Source organism: Clostridium sp. MCC353, assembly GCF_018785315.1.
GTDB lineage: Bacteria > Bacillota > Clostridia > Lachnospirales > Lachnospiraceae > CHH4-2.
The window spans coordinates 60070-76513 of record NZ_WQPN01000158.1 but is presented as its reverse complement, the minus strand read 5'-3'; the positions used below and the strand labels follow the sequence as shown (position 1 = coordinate 76513).

The window sequence follows — 16444 nt, the reverse complement described above, 5'->3', positions numbered from 1 at the left end:
TAATTTTTATATGGGCAATATTTTTTTCATTGCTTTTAAATCGTAATCTTATTGAAGCTTTTATACAATTATTAAAAAGGGGCTAGCGTTTAACTTGAGGTGAGTTTATGAATGTTGGAGTAATATTCGCAGGTGGTGTTGGTAACCGCATGCATAGTAAAATAAAACCAAAACAGTTTCTTGAGATGTACAATAAACCAATTATTATACATACATTAGAATGTTTTGAAGCACATCCTATGATAGATGCTATTACTGTAGTTTGTGTTGAAGACTGGATATCTTATTTAAATGAATTACTTTATAAATATCGTATTGAAAAAGTAGAAAAAGTAGTGTCGGGAGGAAAAACCGGTCAGCTCTCTATTTATAATGGTTTATGTGCCGCGGAGGAGATTGCAGGGGATGAGAATACCATTGTACTGATTCATGATGGGGTACGTCCATTAATTAATGAAAAGGTAATCACAGACAATATTGAAAGTGTTCTAGCACATGGTTCTGCTATAACTACAGCTAGCGTAAAGGAGACAATCCTTGTGGTTAATGAAGGGGCGTCTACAATTAATTATGTACAGGATCGCAGGAATTCGCGTGTAGCAAAAGCACCACAGAGTTTTTGGCTAAAGGATATTATGAGAGCACATAAGAGGGCTTTATCAGACGGAATTACTGATTGTATAGACTCCTGCACGATGATGCAAAAATATGGTTTCCCATTATATTTAATAGATGGGCCAGGAGAAAATATTAAAATTACAACTCCTGAAGATTTTTATACGATGAGAGCTATTTTAGAAGCGAAAGAGAACGCCCAGATTTATGGGTATGATGAATGAAGGACAAAACTAATGTTTAAAGGTGTTGTGGATAGATATTTATTAGAAGATTTAGAGATATTAGCTAATAGTAATTTGCCGTATGAATTACTAACAGATTCTACTGTATTTATTACAGGAGCAACTGGTCTGATAGGAGTACAACTTATAAGAGCCCTACTAATGTTTAATTCTAAGAAGAATACGAGAATAAAAATTATTGCTTTAGTTCGGAATAAAAATAAGGCGATTGAAATATTTGGGTCTTCTATAAGGAATATTATTATAGTAGAAGGTGATGTAACAACGCCGATTTTTTATAGAGGTTCAGTTGACTATATTATACATTGTGCGAGTGTTACATCATCGAGGACTATGATTAAGCAACCGGTAGAAACATTATACACATCTATAGAAGGAACAAGAAATACGTTGGAATTTGCTTGCAAAAAACATGTAAAATCTTTTATTTATGTTTCTTCAATGGAAATGTATGGTTCGTTTACTCAATTAAACCATGATGTGTATGAGAATACTCTTGGTTATGTTGATCCCTTAAACGTTCGTAGCAATTACCCGGAAGGTAAAAGAATATGTGAAAACATGTGTGTTGCTTATTTGAATGAGTATGGAGTTCCAATAAAGATTGCAAGATTGGCACAGACTTTTGGTGCAGGTGTACTTAAAGAAGAAAATAGAGTATTTGCTCAATTTGCGAGAAGTGTGATTAAAGGAGAAGATATTGTGTTGCATACAAATGGAATATCTGAAGGTAATTATTGCTATACAAGAGATACAGTTAAGGCACTATTTCTCTTACTTGTAAAAGGAGTATATGGTGAGGCATACAATATTTCAAATCCAGAGACACATACTACTATAGCAGAAATGGCGCGGATGGTCTGTGAAAAAATAGCGGATAATAGAATAAAAGTAGTTTTTGATATTCCTAAATCTAATATATTTGGTTATGCAGCGGATACAAAGATGAAGTTGAACTCTGATAAAATGCAAGCATTAGGATGGAAACCTGAAGTAGGGCTTGAGGAGGCATTTCGAAGACTGATTGGAAGTCTAAAAGACACATATAATTATTAATTAAGATGATGTTGGAGTACCCTTATTATATGTTAATGTGAGAGTATGACATCCAGATTACGGAGGATATCCAGGAAGCCCTCAATGACCTGCTGGGGAGCACTCTGAAGGAGATGATGGATGCGGAGATGGATGAGTATCTCGGCTATAGGGGCAGACTGCCGGAATAAGTGCACACAGGCATAGGTGTACACCTATCCGGAAAGGAGCTTTCCATGTATGGATTTTCAAAATACGATGCGCAGGACAGGTACGACAGCTATAATACGGTACAGGTGAAGTTAAAACTGAATATGAAGACATATGCAGAGATCCTGGCCTGGGTCAGACCGCACAAATATGGCAGGGACACTTCCGCCCAAGGGGCAATCAAGGCCCTGATACGGGAAGACATCGCCAGAGACCAGACCGATGGGATACAAAGTTAATCCCTCTGCATTTTACATTCGTTGGCTGTCTGCAGCTCTGACAGGGATTCCATGATAACAGGTAATCAATTCCCTCTACAACAGTCCCTGTGCCAGGGGCAAACAGTTCATCGTTTGCGGTGGCTTTCGGGTCATAGGATTTCAGTTCACTGTCATACCAGTCATATATATCACTGTATAAGTTGGCTGCATGATCCAGCAGGGACTGCAGTTTATTGATCTTTGCCCTGATATCTCCAGGTACAAAGGGATCGTCTGTTTTTAGCTTCATGGCACACCTCCTGATGATTTCGCTATACTCAGGAATTTATTCAGCAACAAATTTCAGGAAAGATCCTATGGTATTGGCTTTGCTTGAACATTTTTCTTCAAGGTAATGGTAAAACTCCAGGATGTATTTCTGTCCTAAGTGTTCTATACCCACTAGAGGCTATGAAACGGCATTACGGAAAAAGCTGATCATAAAGATTTAGGAACGGATGCAGTTTCCCGATCATATCAGGAATTGGACAGACTAGAAGATACATGTCCCCATATTCATCTGCATTTTTATTCTGATGTGGGCAGCAAGCCTTCAGAAAGCACTGATGGATCAGGACAGCCGAACATCCTCTCATCTTCATTACTCTATAAATCCCTATCAACTAACACAATATCAAAATCCCCCAAAAATCCATTCCCCAAGTTCAGAATCACAGACAATATTACCGAAAATTAGGTATTCCCCCTCCCTCCCTTCTGCTATAATTACCATATCAATAATCGAACGGAGGGAATTTATTATGAAGAAAAAACTGGCACTGTTATTAGCATGCTCCATGGTAATGGGCCTGACCGCCTGCGGAGGCAAGACCGAAGCGCCTACCACAGCAGCCACAACGGCAGCCCCCGCCACAACAGCAGCCGAGACAAAAGCTGAAGCAGCGGAGACGAAAGCAGCCGAAACCAAAGCGGAAGAAACCAAAGCAGCAGATGGTGCTGAAGCAGCCAAACCAGACGGCGGATTAGACGCCCTGATCGAAGCCGCGAAAGCCGAAGGCGAGCTGACCGTATACGGTTCCTGTGAAGAGGAATATTTATCCGCGGCCTGCAAGAATTTTGAAACCCTTTACGGCATCAAAACAAAATATCAGAGACTTTCCACATCCGAAGTGTACACAAAGATTTCCGAAGAAGCCGGAAAACCATCGGCGGACGTTTGGTTCGGCGGCACAACAGATCCCTATAACGAGGCTGTTGCAGACGGATTGTTAGAGCCTTACGAGGCGGCGAACGCAGTTAACTTAATCGGCGACCAGTACAAAGATACCACCAACTGCTGGTATGGAATCTATAAAGGAATCCTGGGATTCATGGTGAATCAGGAAGAACTGGACCGTTTAGGATTAGAAGCTCCCAAGACCTGGGATGATCTGATAAAAGAAGAGTATAAAGGCTTAATCATGCTGTCCAACCCGAATACGGCTGGAACTGCAAAACTGGTTATTAACACCATGATTCAGATGAAGGGCCATGACGAAGCCATGGAATACTTCAAGAAACTGGATCAGAACATTGCACAGTATACGAAATCAGGCTCCGGCCCGTCTAAGATGGTAGGCCCTGGCGAGTGCGTGATCGGAATTGGCTTCCTGCATGACGGTATCTACCAGATCCTTCAGGGATATGACAACATCAAATTGATCGTTCCTGAAGACGGAACTTCCTTCGAAGTCGGCGCAACCGCTATCTTTAAGGGCTGTACTCATCCGAACGCAGCGAAACTCTGGATTGAATATGCCCTGTCACCGGAGTGTGTAGACCATGCGAAAGAAAATGGCTCCTATCAATTCCTGGTACTGAAAAATGCAACCCAGCCGGAAGAAGCAACTCAGTTTGGTCTGGATATGAACAATACCATCGACTATGATTTTGAAGATGCGAAGAACAACATTGCCAAATACGTGGAAGATTTCTTTAATGCGTTAGGAAACTCCAACGATGACCGTTTCAAGACAGAATAATAACTGAACGAGATAACAACTGAACGAGATAACAACTCAACGTCATAACAACTCAATGAGATAATAACTCAAGGTGCTGGGAAATGCGCAACCAAACATTTCGCAGCACCTTTTGCCCCAGAGCGTGTTAGAAAATTCATTTCCGCCATCTGCACGTCCCACTTTGCGGTATATTTGCACCGGATTTAGGTTACATAGCCCGCTATGCGCCCTTCATTCGGGACAAATCTCCCACAAACTGTGAGGCACATCTGACAGAAAGCAATTTTCTAACACACTCAAGAGCGTATTTGAAAATTCATTTCCGTCGCCTGTACGCCCTTTTTTTGGTATATTTGCCCTCGAATTCAGGTTACATAGCCCGCTATGCGCCATTCATTTGGCCCAAATCTCCCACAAACTGTGACGCACATCTGACGGAAAGCAATTTTCAAACACACTCTAAAGCATATCGAAAAGACGAGAAAGGGTTGCTATTATAGAAAGAAAGGGGGGCTTATCATGGCCAGAAACCAAAGCGCCCGTCTGGAGCGCAAGAAATTTTTTTCAGACCCCATACTGGTCAGCATGATCGCGGTTCTGCTGATTTTCCTGGCTTTATTTATTCTTTATCCCCTTCTGATGCTGTTGGTAGACAGCTTTGTGGCAGAAGGAAAACTCACAATGGATGTATTTAAACGGGTGCTCAGTCTGGAGCGTTTCCGCAATGCATTTAAAAATACCATTGTTCTGGGATTCATCTCAGGGCTGGCGTCCACGGCCATCGGCCTGTTGTTCGCCTATGTGGAAGTCTATGTAAAACTCAAGAGAAGAGTGCTGGAGAAGCTGTTCGGGCTGGTTTCCATGCTTCCTGTCGTCTCTCCGCCCTTTGTTCTGTCCTTATCTATGATCATGTTGTTTGGAAGAAGCGGGATTATCACCCGCTCCCTGCTTAAAATATACGACTCCAACGTTTACGGCCTGAAAGGGATCGCAATCGTGCAGACCCTAACATTTTTCCCGGTCTGCTATCTGATGCTCAAGGGCCTGCTTAAAAATATCGATCCTTCTTTGGAAGAGGCCACAAGGGATATGGGGGCCAGCAGGTGGAAGGTGTTCACCAGCGTGACATTTCCCCTTCTGCTTCCAGGACTGGGCAATGCGTTTTTGGTAACATTTATCGAATCCGTGGCGGATTTTGCCAATCCCATGCTGATCGGCGGTTCCTATGATACGCTGGCCACCACCATTTATCTCCAGGTTACGGGGGCTTATGATTCCACCGGAGCGGCGGCCATGTCCGTGGTATTGCTGCTTTTGACCGTAGTCCTGTTCCTGATCCAGAAATATTATCTGGAAAAGAAGACGGCGGCCACCCTGACCGGAAAGGCGTCCAGAATGAGGATGCTGATTGAAGATAAGAGTGTAACCGTTCCGCTGACCGTATTCTGCGGGCTGGTGGCGGCATTTGTGCTTCTGATGTATATCATGGTGCCATTTGGAGCACTGTTCACCCTTTGGGGCAGGGATTACAGCCTTAGCCTGAAATGGTTCCAGTACATGTTTAAGACCAGCGGGTTAAAAGCATTTAAGGATTCCTTCGTGCTGTCTTTGATTGCGGCTCCATTGACCGCATTTTTATCCATGGTGATCTCTTATCTGGTAGTTAAGAAGAAATTCCGGTCTAAAGGATTTATCGAATTTGTATCCATGCTGGCCATGGCAGTGCCTGGAACCGTATTGGGTATCGGATATATCCGCGGATATGCCAACGGGCTGTTCAGAACCGGATTCATGAGCGGACTTTATGGAACCGGCCTCATCCTGATCATCGTATTCATTGTGAGAAGCCTTCCTACCGGAACCCGAAGCGGTATATCAGCTCTCCGGCAGATTGACAAATCCATAGAGGAATCCGCCTACGACATGGGCGCTAACTCAGCAAAGGTATTCATGACCGTGACCCTGCCGCTCATTAAAGATTCCTTCTTCAGCGGCCTGGTAACGTCCTTTGTCCGCAGTATTACAGCGATTTCAGCCATCATCCTGCTGGTAACGCCGGATTTCCTGCTGATTACCTGCCAGATCAATGAACAGGCGGAAAAGGGAAATTATGGTGTGGCCTGCGCTTATGCGACGGTGCTGATTATGATTACCTATGGAGCGGTGCTGATCATGAATACACTCATCAAATATTTCGGTGTCAGCAGAAAGATTAAGGAGGAGAACTGATGGAAAAACAGAAAAAAGGTGTTCGTTTAGAGCACATTTCTAAAATATATACGGATCCTAAGACAGGAAAAGAATTTTATGCGGTTCAGGATACCACCCTTGATATCGAGCCGGGCACATTTGTAACTCTTCTGGGGCCTTCCGGATGCGGAAAGACCACCACACTGCGCATGATCGCAGGGTTTGAGAGCCCGGATGAGGGGGAAATTTATCTGGGAGATGAGGCCATCAATGCCCTCACGCCCAATAAGCGGGATACGGCCATGGTGTTTCAGAGCTACGCCCTCCTTCCCCATTATAATGTATTCGATAATGTGGCATACGGTTTGAAAATCCGCAAACTGCCTCAAAATGAGATCAAAGAGCGGGTTATGAACATATTGAAACTGGTGGAAATGGACGGCATGGAATCCCGTATGACCAACCAGCTTTCCGGTGGCCAGCAGCAGCGCGTGGCATTAGCCAGAGCCCTTGTGATTGAACCCAGCGTGCTTTTGTTCGATGAACCTTTGAGCAACTTAGATGCCAAGCTGAGGGTTACCATGAGAACGGAAATCAGGAAAATCCAGCAGAAGGTGGGGATTACGGCCATTTACGTTACCCATGACCAGTCGGAAGCCATGAGCATTTCCGATAAGATCATCATCATGAGCAAAGGAAAGGTGGAGCAGATCGGCACGCCGAGAGAGATTTATTATCATCCGTCCTCCAAATTCGTGGCAGATTTCATCGGGGAAGCCAATTTCCTGAAGGCTCATGTGGTTTCTGTAAGCGGTGATAAGGCTATGATAGACGTGGTGGGCCAGCGGTTTGAGGTCAATAACTTTGCAAAAGCAAAACAGGGAGACGATGCCACTCTGGTAATCAGACCGGAAGGAGCTACCCTGTCGGAACAGGGCATACTGGAAGGAAAGGTGATCCTGTCCACGTTCATGGGTTCCTACCAATATTATCAATTGATGGTGGGGGACATGGAAATCCAGATTACGGATTATAATCCGGTGAACAGGCGTATTTACGAAGTGGGAGAGCGGGCGCTTTTGGATTTCGACCCCAGAGGGGTTTACATTCTGTAGCCCGGTTGATAGAATGGTCAGTAAGAAAACATTGCGGGGTTAGATAACCTATGAATAAATGGATGATGGGATGTACGGCTGCTTTTCTTACGTTCGGCTTGATCGGATGTCAAACTCACACAGAGAATACCATATGGAAAACAGATGCGGATGAGGCGCTGGTAGTATACTGCCCTCATCCGTTGGAGTTTATTAATCCGGTGGTTTCGGAGTTTGAAGACAGGACAGGAATCCGGGTGCAGGTTCAGACCGGAGGGACCGGGGAACTGCTGCGGATGGCCGAGGCGGGAGAAGAGCCCAAGTGCGATATCTTATGGGGCGGCTCTCTGTCCACGGCTCTTCCAAAACGTAAGCTGTTTGAGCCATATACCAGCGTGAACGAGGATATGATCCAGGAAGACTATAAAAATGAAGAAGGGAATATGACCCGGTTTACGGATATTCCCAGCGTGCTGATGGTGAACACCAATTTAATCGGAGACATTGAGATAAAAGGATATGGAGACCTTTTAAATCCGGAACTGAAAGGAAAAATCGCCATGTGCGATCCCTCCACCTCCTCATCGGCTTATGAACATCTGATCAATATGATTTATGCCATGGGTGACGGGGACCCGGAACAGGGCTGGGATTATGTGGAGGACTTCTGCCGGAATCTGGACGGAACTCTGCTGAAAGGGTCCTCAGCAGTCTATAAAGGGGTGGCGGAAGGCCGTTTTGTGGTAGGGCTCACATTTGAAGAAGGCGCTGCCCACTATGTGGCGGATTCAGAACCTGTAAAGCTGGTCTATATGGAAGAAGGAGTGGTGTCAACTCCCGACGTGGTATGTATTATGAAAGGGACCGGACATGCGGCAGCGGCCAGGGCATTTGTGGATTTTGTGACCGGAAAAGATGCCCAGACCATGATTGCCACCACATTAGACCGCCGGTCAGTGAGGACCGATGTGGGGGAACCCGCCTATCTGCCGGATAAAGGGGAGATACATATTATTTACTGCGATAAAAATGTGGTGAGAGACAATAAATACCAATGGCTCGCCCGTTTTTCCGATATTTTTAATTCTGTGTCGGGGGATGAGAAATGATGGGGAGCGGAGGTGCCTGCAGATGAAAAGAGAACGGTATTTCAGGGATGAACTGAGAAAACTGTTTATCGGCTATGCGATCGTACCTGCAGTCTTGTTCACTTTGGTCTGCGGCCTGGCTTTTGTGGGGATTCTCCTGTATGGAAAAGGCAGCGGCACCATAGATTACAATAATTATGCGGCCGAAGAAGTGGAACGGGTGCTGTCCGGTTATGAAAAAGGGCTGAAAGAAATGGAACTGAAGCCTGAGACTTTCACAAAAGAGGCGGACAATCAGGTGAAAACTGCTGTTTTTCAGGAGTTTTACAGGATTTCCAACAGTCTGGGCTGCGAAGCAGATCTCTATCTGTTTGACCGTGACAGAAAACCGGTACTGACCGGAAGGCCGGCGCTTCCCGGGTATTTTAAGATAGAGGAAGGGCTGGACTGGGGAATCTTTGGTTCCATGGACAGGAAAAAAGGGAAAACTGCGGTGCGCCTGATGGAAAGCTGGAAAAGCGGCAGCAAGGATATGGCCCTGGGAAGGGCTGTATACGATGGGGACAGCCTGTTGGGCTACCTGGTATTTACCATTAACAGCAGCCAGTTTCAGCCGGTTTTGGACCGGTCGGATGCCCAGACCGTTGTGACGGACCGGTTTGGCTGGGTGTACTTGAGCAACAGTTACAATTTTTTAAACAGCAGCAACCAGATTGTGAAAGATTTGGAAGGCGCAGGCCGGTTTATGCTTTTTGACGGCCACATGTATCTGGTGTCCTCACGGCCTGCGTACCGAAGTCTGCTCCGGGTATACGCGGTTTCCGATATCCAGAATATCGTGGTATCCCTGTCCCTTGGCAGCGCATTGATCATAACTGCCCTTGCGGCCATGACCGCCTGGGTTTTGGTGAAATCCAAGAAAGTCACGGAAAAGAAGACAGAGGATTTCTACCGCATCCTGGATGTGATGGAAAAAAACAGAAATGGTGATTTAGACGGGACGATCCGCATTAAAAGCGACAATGAATTCCGCATCATCGCCGATACCTATAATGAGACCATTATTGGATTGAAGCAGCAGATGGAGAATAACAGGAAGATGGCAGAGCTGGTGGCGGCAGCCCAGAACAGGCAGTTAGAATCCCAGTTCAACCCCCATTTCCTCTACAATACACTGGAAAACATCCGGTATATGTGCAGAATCGAGCCGGAAACCGCTTCAAAGATGATATTAAGCCTTTCCAATCTTCTGCGCTATAGTCTGGACAACAGTAAGGAAGAGGTGACGCTGAAAGAGGATATTGACCATTTGGAAAATTATCTTATGATTTTAAAATATCGCTTTAACCGTAGGTTTTCCTATGAAATTGACGTAGAACCAAAGGCGTTAAAATGCAGAATTCCCAAGCTGGTACTGCAGCCCATGATTGAAAATTCCATAAAATATGGGTTTGGAAACCAGGAAACGCTGAGAGCGGAGCTGAAGGCTTATATTTATGACGGAAAGCTGATCATGATCTGCCGGGATGACGGGGTGGGAATTCCGCCTTCTGTTTTAAGCGAACTGACAGAACTGTTTGGACAGAAGGAGAACAAGAGCAGACATTCAGGTCTTTATAATATACACCGCAGAATTGAAATTCTGTACGGCCATCCCTATGGGGTGGAAATCCGAAGTACGGAGGGGCACGGAACCACGCTGATTGTGACGGTTCCCGCACATATGGAGGAAATGTAAATGCTGAAAGTGTTGATAGCGGAAGATGAAGATATTATCAGAAAAGGGCTGGTGTACACGACAGACTGGCTGGCAATGGGCTGTGTTGTGGTGGCGGAGGCGGCCAATGGCCAGGAAGGCCTGGAAAAAATTCTGGAATGCCGCCCGGACGTGGTCATTGCCGATATCTGCATGCCGTTTTTGGATGGAATTGAGATGATAAAAAAGGCGTCTGAAACGGTTAAATTCAAGGGAATTGTGCTGACCAGCTACGCGGAATTCGATTATGCCAGAAGGGCCATTGACGCCAGGGTCTGCGAATACCTGTTAAAGCCGGTGGACGAGGAAAAGCTGGCCGAAACCATGAAACGGCTGAATGAGGAGATCGCAAACAGCAGGCAGATGGAATATGTGATGGAACAGGCTGAGTTAGAAGGCGGCAATATGAACCTGGACTATTATATGCAGCTGGACGTTTCGGAGAACAGATACATATCGAAAGTGATCGAGGAAATCCGGGTCCATTATGCGGAAAAGCTGAGCGTGGAGACCATATCCGAAGAACTGGGGGTCAGCGCCAGCTATTTGAGCCGCAAGTTCAAGGAAGTGACAGGCCAGACCTTTCTGGATTTCCTCAATAAATACAGGGTGCAGCAGGCAGTGGTCCTGCTGAACACCAGGCAGTACAGGATCAGCGAGATCGCGGAGGCCACCGGGTTTACGGATTATAAGTATTTCTGCGCAGTTTTTAAGAAATATACACTGAAATCGCCGACGAAGTTTATAAAAGGGATATATTAATTTATAGTATCAGTTCAGGACAGCGGGAAAACCAGATGTCCTGAACTGTTATTTTTTGTACCAAGTTTATAATTAACCTTGTTTTTTTCCATTACATGGTATATTTTGAAATGATAACCATAAATATACGAAATTATGAGGTGGAAGAAATGGAATTAAAGATGGAGATGATCCCTGCGTTTGAAACATACTTATATGAGCAGGAAAGAAGTAAGGCCACAATCGAGAAATATATCAGGGATTTGAAAAAACTATTCAGTTATCTTGCGGATGAACGAATAATCAGCAAAGAAAAGATGATCCGATTTAAACAGGATTTGATAAAAACCTATAAAGCCAGTAGTGTGAATTCCATTCTGGCCGCTGTCAACCATTTCCTGGAATTCTTGGGCGCCGGGGAATACCGGGTGAAACAGGTTAAGCTTCAGAGAAAACTGTTCTGCCAGCAGGAACAAGAGCTGTCAAAAGAGGAATATTTCCGCTTAGTGAATGCGGCAAATCGGAAAAAGAATAAGAGGATCTGTCTGCTGATGCAGGCCATCTGCAGTACCGGAATCCGGGTGAGTGAGCATCGGTTTATCACTGTGGAGGCACTGAAAGAAGGATGTCTCAGGATTTATAATAAAGGGAAATCCAGAATAGTTTTTCTTCCACCGGAATTGTGTACCGTATTAAAACAATACTGCCAGGGAACTAAAATAATTAGCGGTCCGGTATTTATCACAAAAAGCGGCCGTCCCTTAGACCGGAGCAATATCTGGACCATGATGAAGGCCCTGTGCGGGGATGCAAAGGTGGATTCGAAAAAGGTTTATCCTCACAACCTGCGCCATCTGTTTGCATTTACTTTTTACGGAATTGAAAAGGATCTGCTGCGTCTGGCAGATATTCTGGGGCATGCCAGTGTGGATACGACCAGGATTTATACGGTTTCAAGCGGCTGGGAGCATAAGCGGATATTATCGAAATTAGGACTTGTCTGTCAAAATGACGGGAAAATTATAACATAATCTAAATTATGTAGTAACAGATCTATATAACATAATCTAAATTATGTAGTAACAGACCTGTATTGTCTAATAGCTATTATGCATTTATTTCCAAAAAATTTCAAGCAGAATCGTAAAAATATTTTAAATTTGTCATTTGACACCAAAAATCCAGTGAAAGTTAACTTTTGCTGTTATTTTTTTGCCCTTTTATTCTGCGCATCGAAAAAAATAACCACATAATTTAGATTATGTGGTTATTTTGTGCAGAGGCGTCCGTATTTATTCGAAAATGGCCGCGGATGCCGGGACCGAAAAGGAGAAGGGGTGCTGGAATGGCAGATTTAAAAAAATGCACAAATTTTGGGGTGAAAGTAAAAATCGCATTAATCGAACGGAACATGTCGAACAAAGAACTGGCCAAGCGGCTGGGTTATTCCAATTCAACGATCAGCGACGTGATATTTGGAAGGAACAGCAGCCGCAGGACCATGGAGCTGATTGCCAGGGAACTGGAGATAGAAGTGGAGGAAGTACGGTAATTCCACTTTGCTTTTTTGCGTGATTGGAATGACGGGGCATTGCGTAAAGAACAAAAACAGAAAGGAAAGGGCCATGGTACCGATCACCGACGTGCATTCCCACATCCTTCCGGGCATTGACGATGGAGCAAGGCGGATGTGGGAGACAAGGGAATTAATGAAACAGGCGTATGAACAGGGTATCCGGACGGTTATAGCGACCCCGCATTACCACAGGGGGAAGCATTACGTGGATCCGGACGGTATTATGGAACTGGTCCGGAAGGTGCAGAGGGAAGCGGATAAGCTGTTTCCGGATATGAATATCCATGCCGGGCAGGAGCTGATCTATTATAATGGGATCTTTGATGATATTGCAGCAGGGAAAACGGTGCCAATGGCCGGTTCAGACTGTTATCTGATGGAATTTCAGACGGAAGTGTCTTATGACACTGTTTATCAGGCGGTGAGGCAGATGGCTTTGATGCGGTTTTGTCCGGTGCTGGCCCATATAGAGAGGTACCAGTGCCTGAGGACACCGGGAAGAATTGAGGAACTGAGGAAGTCCGGAGCGTATATGCAGATGAATTTTGGCAGCCTGTCCGGGGGAATCCGCCATGTGAGGGAGAATCTGTGGTGCAGGAGAATGGTGCAGGAAGGAAAGATCCAGTTTCTGGGAACGGACATGCACCGGGTAGACTTCCGCCCGCCGGATATCCGGAAAGCCGTGGAGTGGATATACCGGAAATGTGGAGAAGATGAGGAAAAACGGATGGTAATGGGGAATCCGATGGAGGTACTGATCGGGGGTGCCGGTGATAAAAGTGCGGCCGGGTGCGGAGGGTGAGAAGCGTATGGCAGGAAGTATAGAATTCCGGTTTAAAATGGAATCCGTATGCCGAGATAGAAGCTGAAATTAAATAAAACATTGAGGGGAAATAAGCTGCTGAAACAGAAGAGACTGCTTGGAGATCTCCGGCAGAAATAAATAGAAACTGAGTAAAGGAACTAAACATTTATGGAAAAGAGATTTGACGAGGACCAGGACGAAATTGAAATTGACTTACGGGAACTGCTGTTTGAATTCCGGAGGAAATGGTGGGCGCTTCTGACCGCTCTGTTTCTGGGCTGCGGCCTGGCTGGAGTTTACAGCTATTTTGTGATGACGCCCCAGTATACCTCCAGTGCCAGCTTATACGTGCTGTCGAAAGAGACCACGCTGACTTCCCTGGCGGATTTACAGATCGGAAGCCAGTTAACCCAGGACTATAAGGTGATGATAAACAGCCGTCCAGTCCTCCAGAGCGTAATCAATACCATGAACCTGAACATGAATTACCAGGAACTCCGGAAGAAGATTAAAATCGATAACCCGACTAATACCAGGATTCTGACCATATCCGTACAGGATCCGGACCCTTACCTGGCAAAGGAGATCGTGGACAGTGTTTCAGCCGAAGCCTCCGCTTACATAGGGGAGATCATGGAAATGGTCCCGCCGAAAATGATCGAGGACGGCGTGGTGGCTCTGGAAAAAACCAGCCCCAGCGTGAAGAAAAACGCGGCATTGGGCGGCCTGGCACTTTTGTTTATCGTCTGTGCAGCTATTACCTTGAGCGTGGTTTTGAACGATACGGTGAAAACGGAAGAGGATATCGGAAAGTATTTGGATCTTCCGGTACTGGCTGTAATCCCATCCAAGGAATCCGTCAGCGACAGCGGGGAAATTGAAGGACATAAAAAACGGAAGGCATCCAGAAGAAAGGCAGGTAAATCCAATGGAAAATAAAATCCGCCTCTCCCAATATGAGGTGAACGATTACAACTATATGGAAGCGATCAAAACGCTGCGTACCAATCTTCAGTTTTCCGGGAGCAGCATCCGGGTGGTCATGTTTACCAGTTCCATCCCCAATGAAGGGAAGAGCGAAACCTCCTTCCAGCTGGCGGCTTCCCTGGCCCAGCTGGGGAAACATGTGCTGTTAATCGATGCGGATATCCGGAAATCGGTGACGGTGTCCCGGTATCAGCTGGACCATGAAGTGAACGGGCTGTCCCAGTACCTGAGCAGCCAGGTGACAAAAGAGGAGGCCATTTATCAGACCAATGTCAACGGTCTGGAAGTGATGTTTGCAGGTCCCTATTCCCCCAATCCGGCGGAGCTTTTAGAAGAAGATCTTTTTACCGAACTGGTGCTGTGGGCCAGGGAAACCTATGACTATGTGATCATCGACACGCCGCCCATGGGAAACTTGATTGACGGAGCGATTGTAGCGAGGCACTGCGACGGAGCGGTGCTGGTGATTGAGAGCGGAGCCATCAGCTTCCGCCTGCTGCAGAAAGTGAAGGCCCAGTTGGAAAAGAGCGGATGCCGGATCTTAGGCACAGTGCTCAATAAGGTGACGGTGGACCACAGCGGATACTACCGGTATTACGGGAAGTACGGCAGATATGGGAAATATGGAAAGCAGTATGAGTATGCCAGGGAAACATGATCACAGAAAAAATGGATCCTGAGAAAACAATAAAAGGCCGGAACATGGAAAAAAACAGGAAACAATGCGGGAAACCGGAACAGGTCAGGCGTGGAAACATGAGAAACAAAAATAGGAAGAAAGAGTTATATACGGCAGCAGCGGCTATTCTTTTTCTGGCTTTTCTGTGCTGGTTTGGAAGATACAGCGTCCAGTCTTACCAGGGCAGTAAAGCGGCTAAAGAGAAGCTGGCTGCACGTCAGACTGCCGGATCCGGAGACTTGAACCGTGCGGACTTAAACCGAACAGACTTAAACCAGGCAGACTTAAATGGGGATCCGGTGCAGGAAGGCCGGGACAACGGAAACGGGGAAGTCATTTATCAGGGAAAAAGCTACCGGAGGAATACCGCCATGCGCGCTATTCTCTGCATCGGCGTTGACACCAAAGGGGAAATGGAATCCCACACTGCAGCCGGCCAGGGAGGCCAGGCGGATGGGGTATTTTTAGTGGCCCAGGACGCGGCTAGGGACCGGGTAAAAATCCTGATGATACCCAGGGACAGTATGACGGAGATCACTCTGTTTGACCTGTCGGGAAATGAACTGGGAAAAGATATCCAGCACCTGACCCTCGCGTATGCCTATGGGGACGGAAGGGAAAAGAGCTGTGAATTGATGAAAGAGGCGGTTTCCAATTTACTTGGAAACCTGAAAATAGACGGGTATGCGGCTGTGAATATCAGCGCCATCCCGGTTTTAAATGACGCAGTAGGCGGAGTGACGGTAACTGTCCGGGAAGAAGGCCTGGAAAAACGGGATCCGTCATTGAAAAACGGGCAAACGATTACCCTTGACGGCCGCCAGGCGGAGATTTTTATCCGGTACCGGGATGTCAATAAATCCCAGACGGCGGTCAGCCGCATGGACAGGCAGAAAGAGTATTTGCAGGGATACCTGCAGGCAGCAAAAGCGGCGGCTGCCCAAAATGACCGCCTGATTCCGGAATTAATGAACCGCCTGCAGAGCAATATGATAACAAACATGGCCAAAGACCAATATCTGGATATGGCGCTTTCGGTGCTGAACAGCCAGGAAAGCCTTGGGGACGGGGACATTTTAACCATACCTGGAGAGGCTGTGGAAACCAATTTATATGATGAATACCATGTGGACCGGGAAGCGCTGGTACCCATGGTGTTGGAGTTGTTTTATGTGGAGAAACGCTAAAAGCATAGAACT

15 protein-coding genes are annotated in these 16444 nt (G+C 46.0%); 14 read left to right on the top strand and 1 reads right to left on the bottom strand.

Annotated elements, in window-relative coordinates; all coding sequences use genetic code 11:
• The first annotated feature begins 107 nt into the window (after positions 1-107).
• Both GPL15_RS23845 and GPL15_RS23840 read left to right on the top strand, forming a co-directional pair.
• Positions 108-839 carry an IspD/TarI family cytidylyltransferase gene (locus GPL15_RS23845; RefSeq protein ID WP_215701181.1) on the top strand — a complete coding sequence of 244 codons (732 nt, stop codon included), beginning with the start codon at positions 108-110 and terminating at the stop codon, positions 837-839.
• Positions 840-851: 12 nt separating this feature from the next.
• Positions 852-1916, top strand: a complete 1065-nt coding sequence (locus GPL15_RS23840; protein ID WP_215701180.1) for an NAD-dependent epimerase/dehydratase family protein — start codon at positions 852-854, stop codon at positions 1914-1916.
• A gap of 369 nt (positions 1917-2285) precedes the next feature.
• Here GPL15_RS23840 and GPL15_RS23830 read toward each other — a convergent pair whose 3' ends face one another.
• The gene (locus tag GPL15_RS23830) at positions 2286-2615 is read right to left on the bottom strand and encodes a hypothetical protein (protein WP_252198594.1); all 330 of its coding nucleotides are present in this window, start codon (positions 2613-2615) and stop codon (positions 2286-2288) included.
• 511 nt (positions 2616-3126) lie between these two features.
• Between GPL15_RS23830 and GPL15_RS23825 the strand changes: the two genes are divergently transcribed.
• The 12 genes from GPL15_RS23825 (at position 3127) to GPL15_RS23770 (ending at position 16432) form a co-directional block, all read left to right on the top strand.
• Positions 3127-4347 (top strand): ABC transporter substrate-binding protein, encoded by a 1221-nt coding sequence (locus GPL15_RS23825; protein WP_215701178.1) that lies wholly within the window; start codon positions 3127-3129, stop codon positions 4345-4347.
• A 501-nt stretch (positions 4348-4848) separates the two neighbouring features.
• Entirely contained in the window at positions 4849-6558 is a 1710-nt protein-coding gene (locus GPL15_RS23820; RefSeq protein WP_215701177.1) for an iron ABC transporter permease, read from the top strand.
• Positions 6558-7634 (top strand): ABC transporter ATP-binding protein, encoded by a 1077-nt coding sequence (locus GPL15_RS23815; protein ID WP_215701176.1) that lies wholly within the window; start codon positions 6558-6560, stop codon positions 7632-7634. Before GPL15_RS23820 ends, GPL15_RS23815 begins: the two co-directional genes overlap by 1 nt.
• Before the next feature lie 50 nt (positions 7635-7684).
• The gene (locus GPL15_RS23810; protein WP_215701175.1) at positions 7685-8722 is read left to right on the top strand and encodes an ABC transporter substrate-binding protein; all 1038 of its coding nucleotides are present in this window, start codon (positions 7685-7687) and stop codon (positions 8720-8722) included.
• Between the two features lie 22 nt (positions 8723-8744).
• Positions 8745-10439, top strand: a complete 1695-nt coding sequence (locus tag GPL15_RS23805; RefSeq protein WP_215701174.1) for a sensor histidine kinase — start codon at positions 8745-8747, stop codon at positions 10437-10439.
• Positions 10440-11219, top strand: a complete 780-nt coding sequence (locus GPL15_RS23800; protein ID WP_215701173.1) for a response regulator — start codon at positions 10440-10442, stop codon at positions 11217-11219.
• A gap of 149 nt (positions 11220-11368) precedes the next feature.
• Positions 11369-12229: a tyrosine-type recombinase/integrase gene (locus GPL15_RS23795; protein WP_215701172.1), complete on the top strand. Its 861-nt coding sequence runs from the start codon at positions 11369-11371 to the stop codon at positions 12227-12229.
• Between the two features lie 314 nt (positions 12230-12543).
• The gene (locus tag GPL15_RS23790) at positions 12544-12750 is read left to right on the top strand and encodes a helix-turn-helix transcriptional regulator (protein WP_215701171.1); all 207 of its coding nucleotides are present in this window, start codon (positions 12544-12546) and stop codon (positions 12748-12750) included.
• Between the two features lie 73 nt (positions 12751-12823).
• Positions 12824-13576: a CpsB/CapC family capsule biosynthesis tyrosine phosphatase gene (locus GPL15_RS23785; RefSeq protein WP_215701170.1), complete on the top strand. Its 753-nt coding sequence runs from the start codon at positions 12824-12826 to the stop codon at positions 13574-13576.
• Between the two features lie 171 nt (positions 13577-13747).
• Complete coding sequence (locus GPL15_RS23780; RefSeq protein ID WP_215701169.1) at positions 13748-14518, top strand: Wzz/FepE/Etk N-terminal domain-containing protein; 771 nt, start codon at positions 13748-13750, stop codon at positions 14516-14518.
• Positions 14508-15224 carry a CpsD/CapB family tyrosine-protein kinase gene (locus tag GPL15_RS23775; protein WP_215701168.1) on the top strand — a complete coding sequence of 239 codons (717 nt, stop codon included), beginning with the start codon at positions 14508-14510 and terminating at the stop codon, positions 15222-15224. Before GPL15_RS23780 ends, GPL15_RS23775 begins: the two co-directional genes overlap by 11 nt.
• Before the next feature lie 98 nt (positions 15225-15322).
• Complete coding sequence (locus GPL15_RS23770) at positions 15323-16432, top strand: LCP family protein (protein ID WP_215701167.1); 1110 nt, start codon at positions 15323-15325, stop codon at positions 16430-16432.
• The last annotated feature ends 12 nt before the right edge of the window (positions 16433-16444 follow it).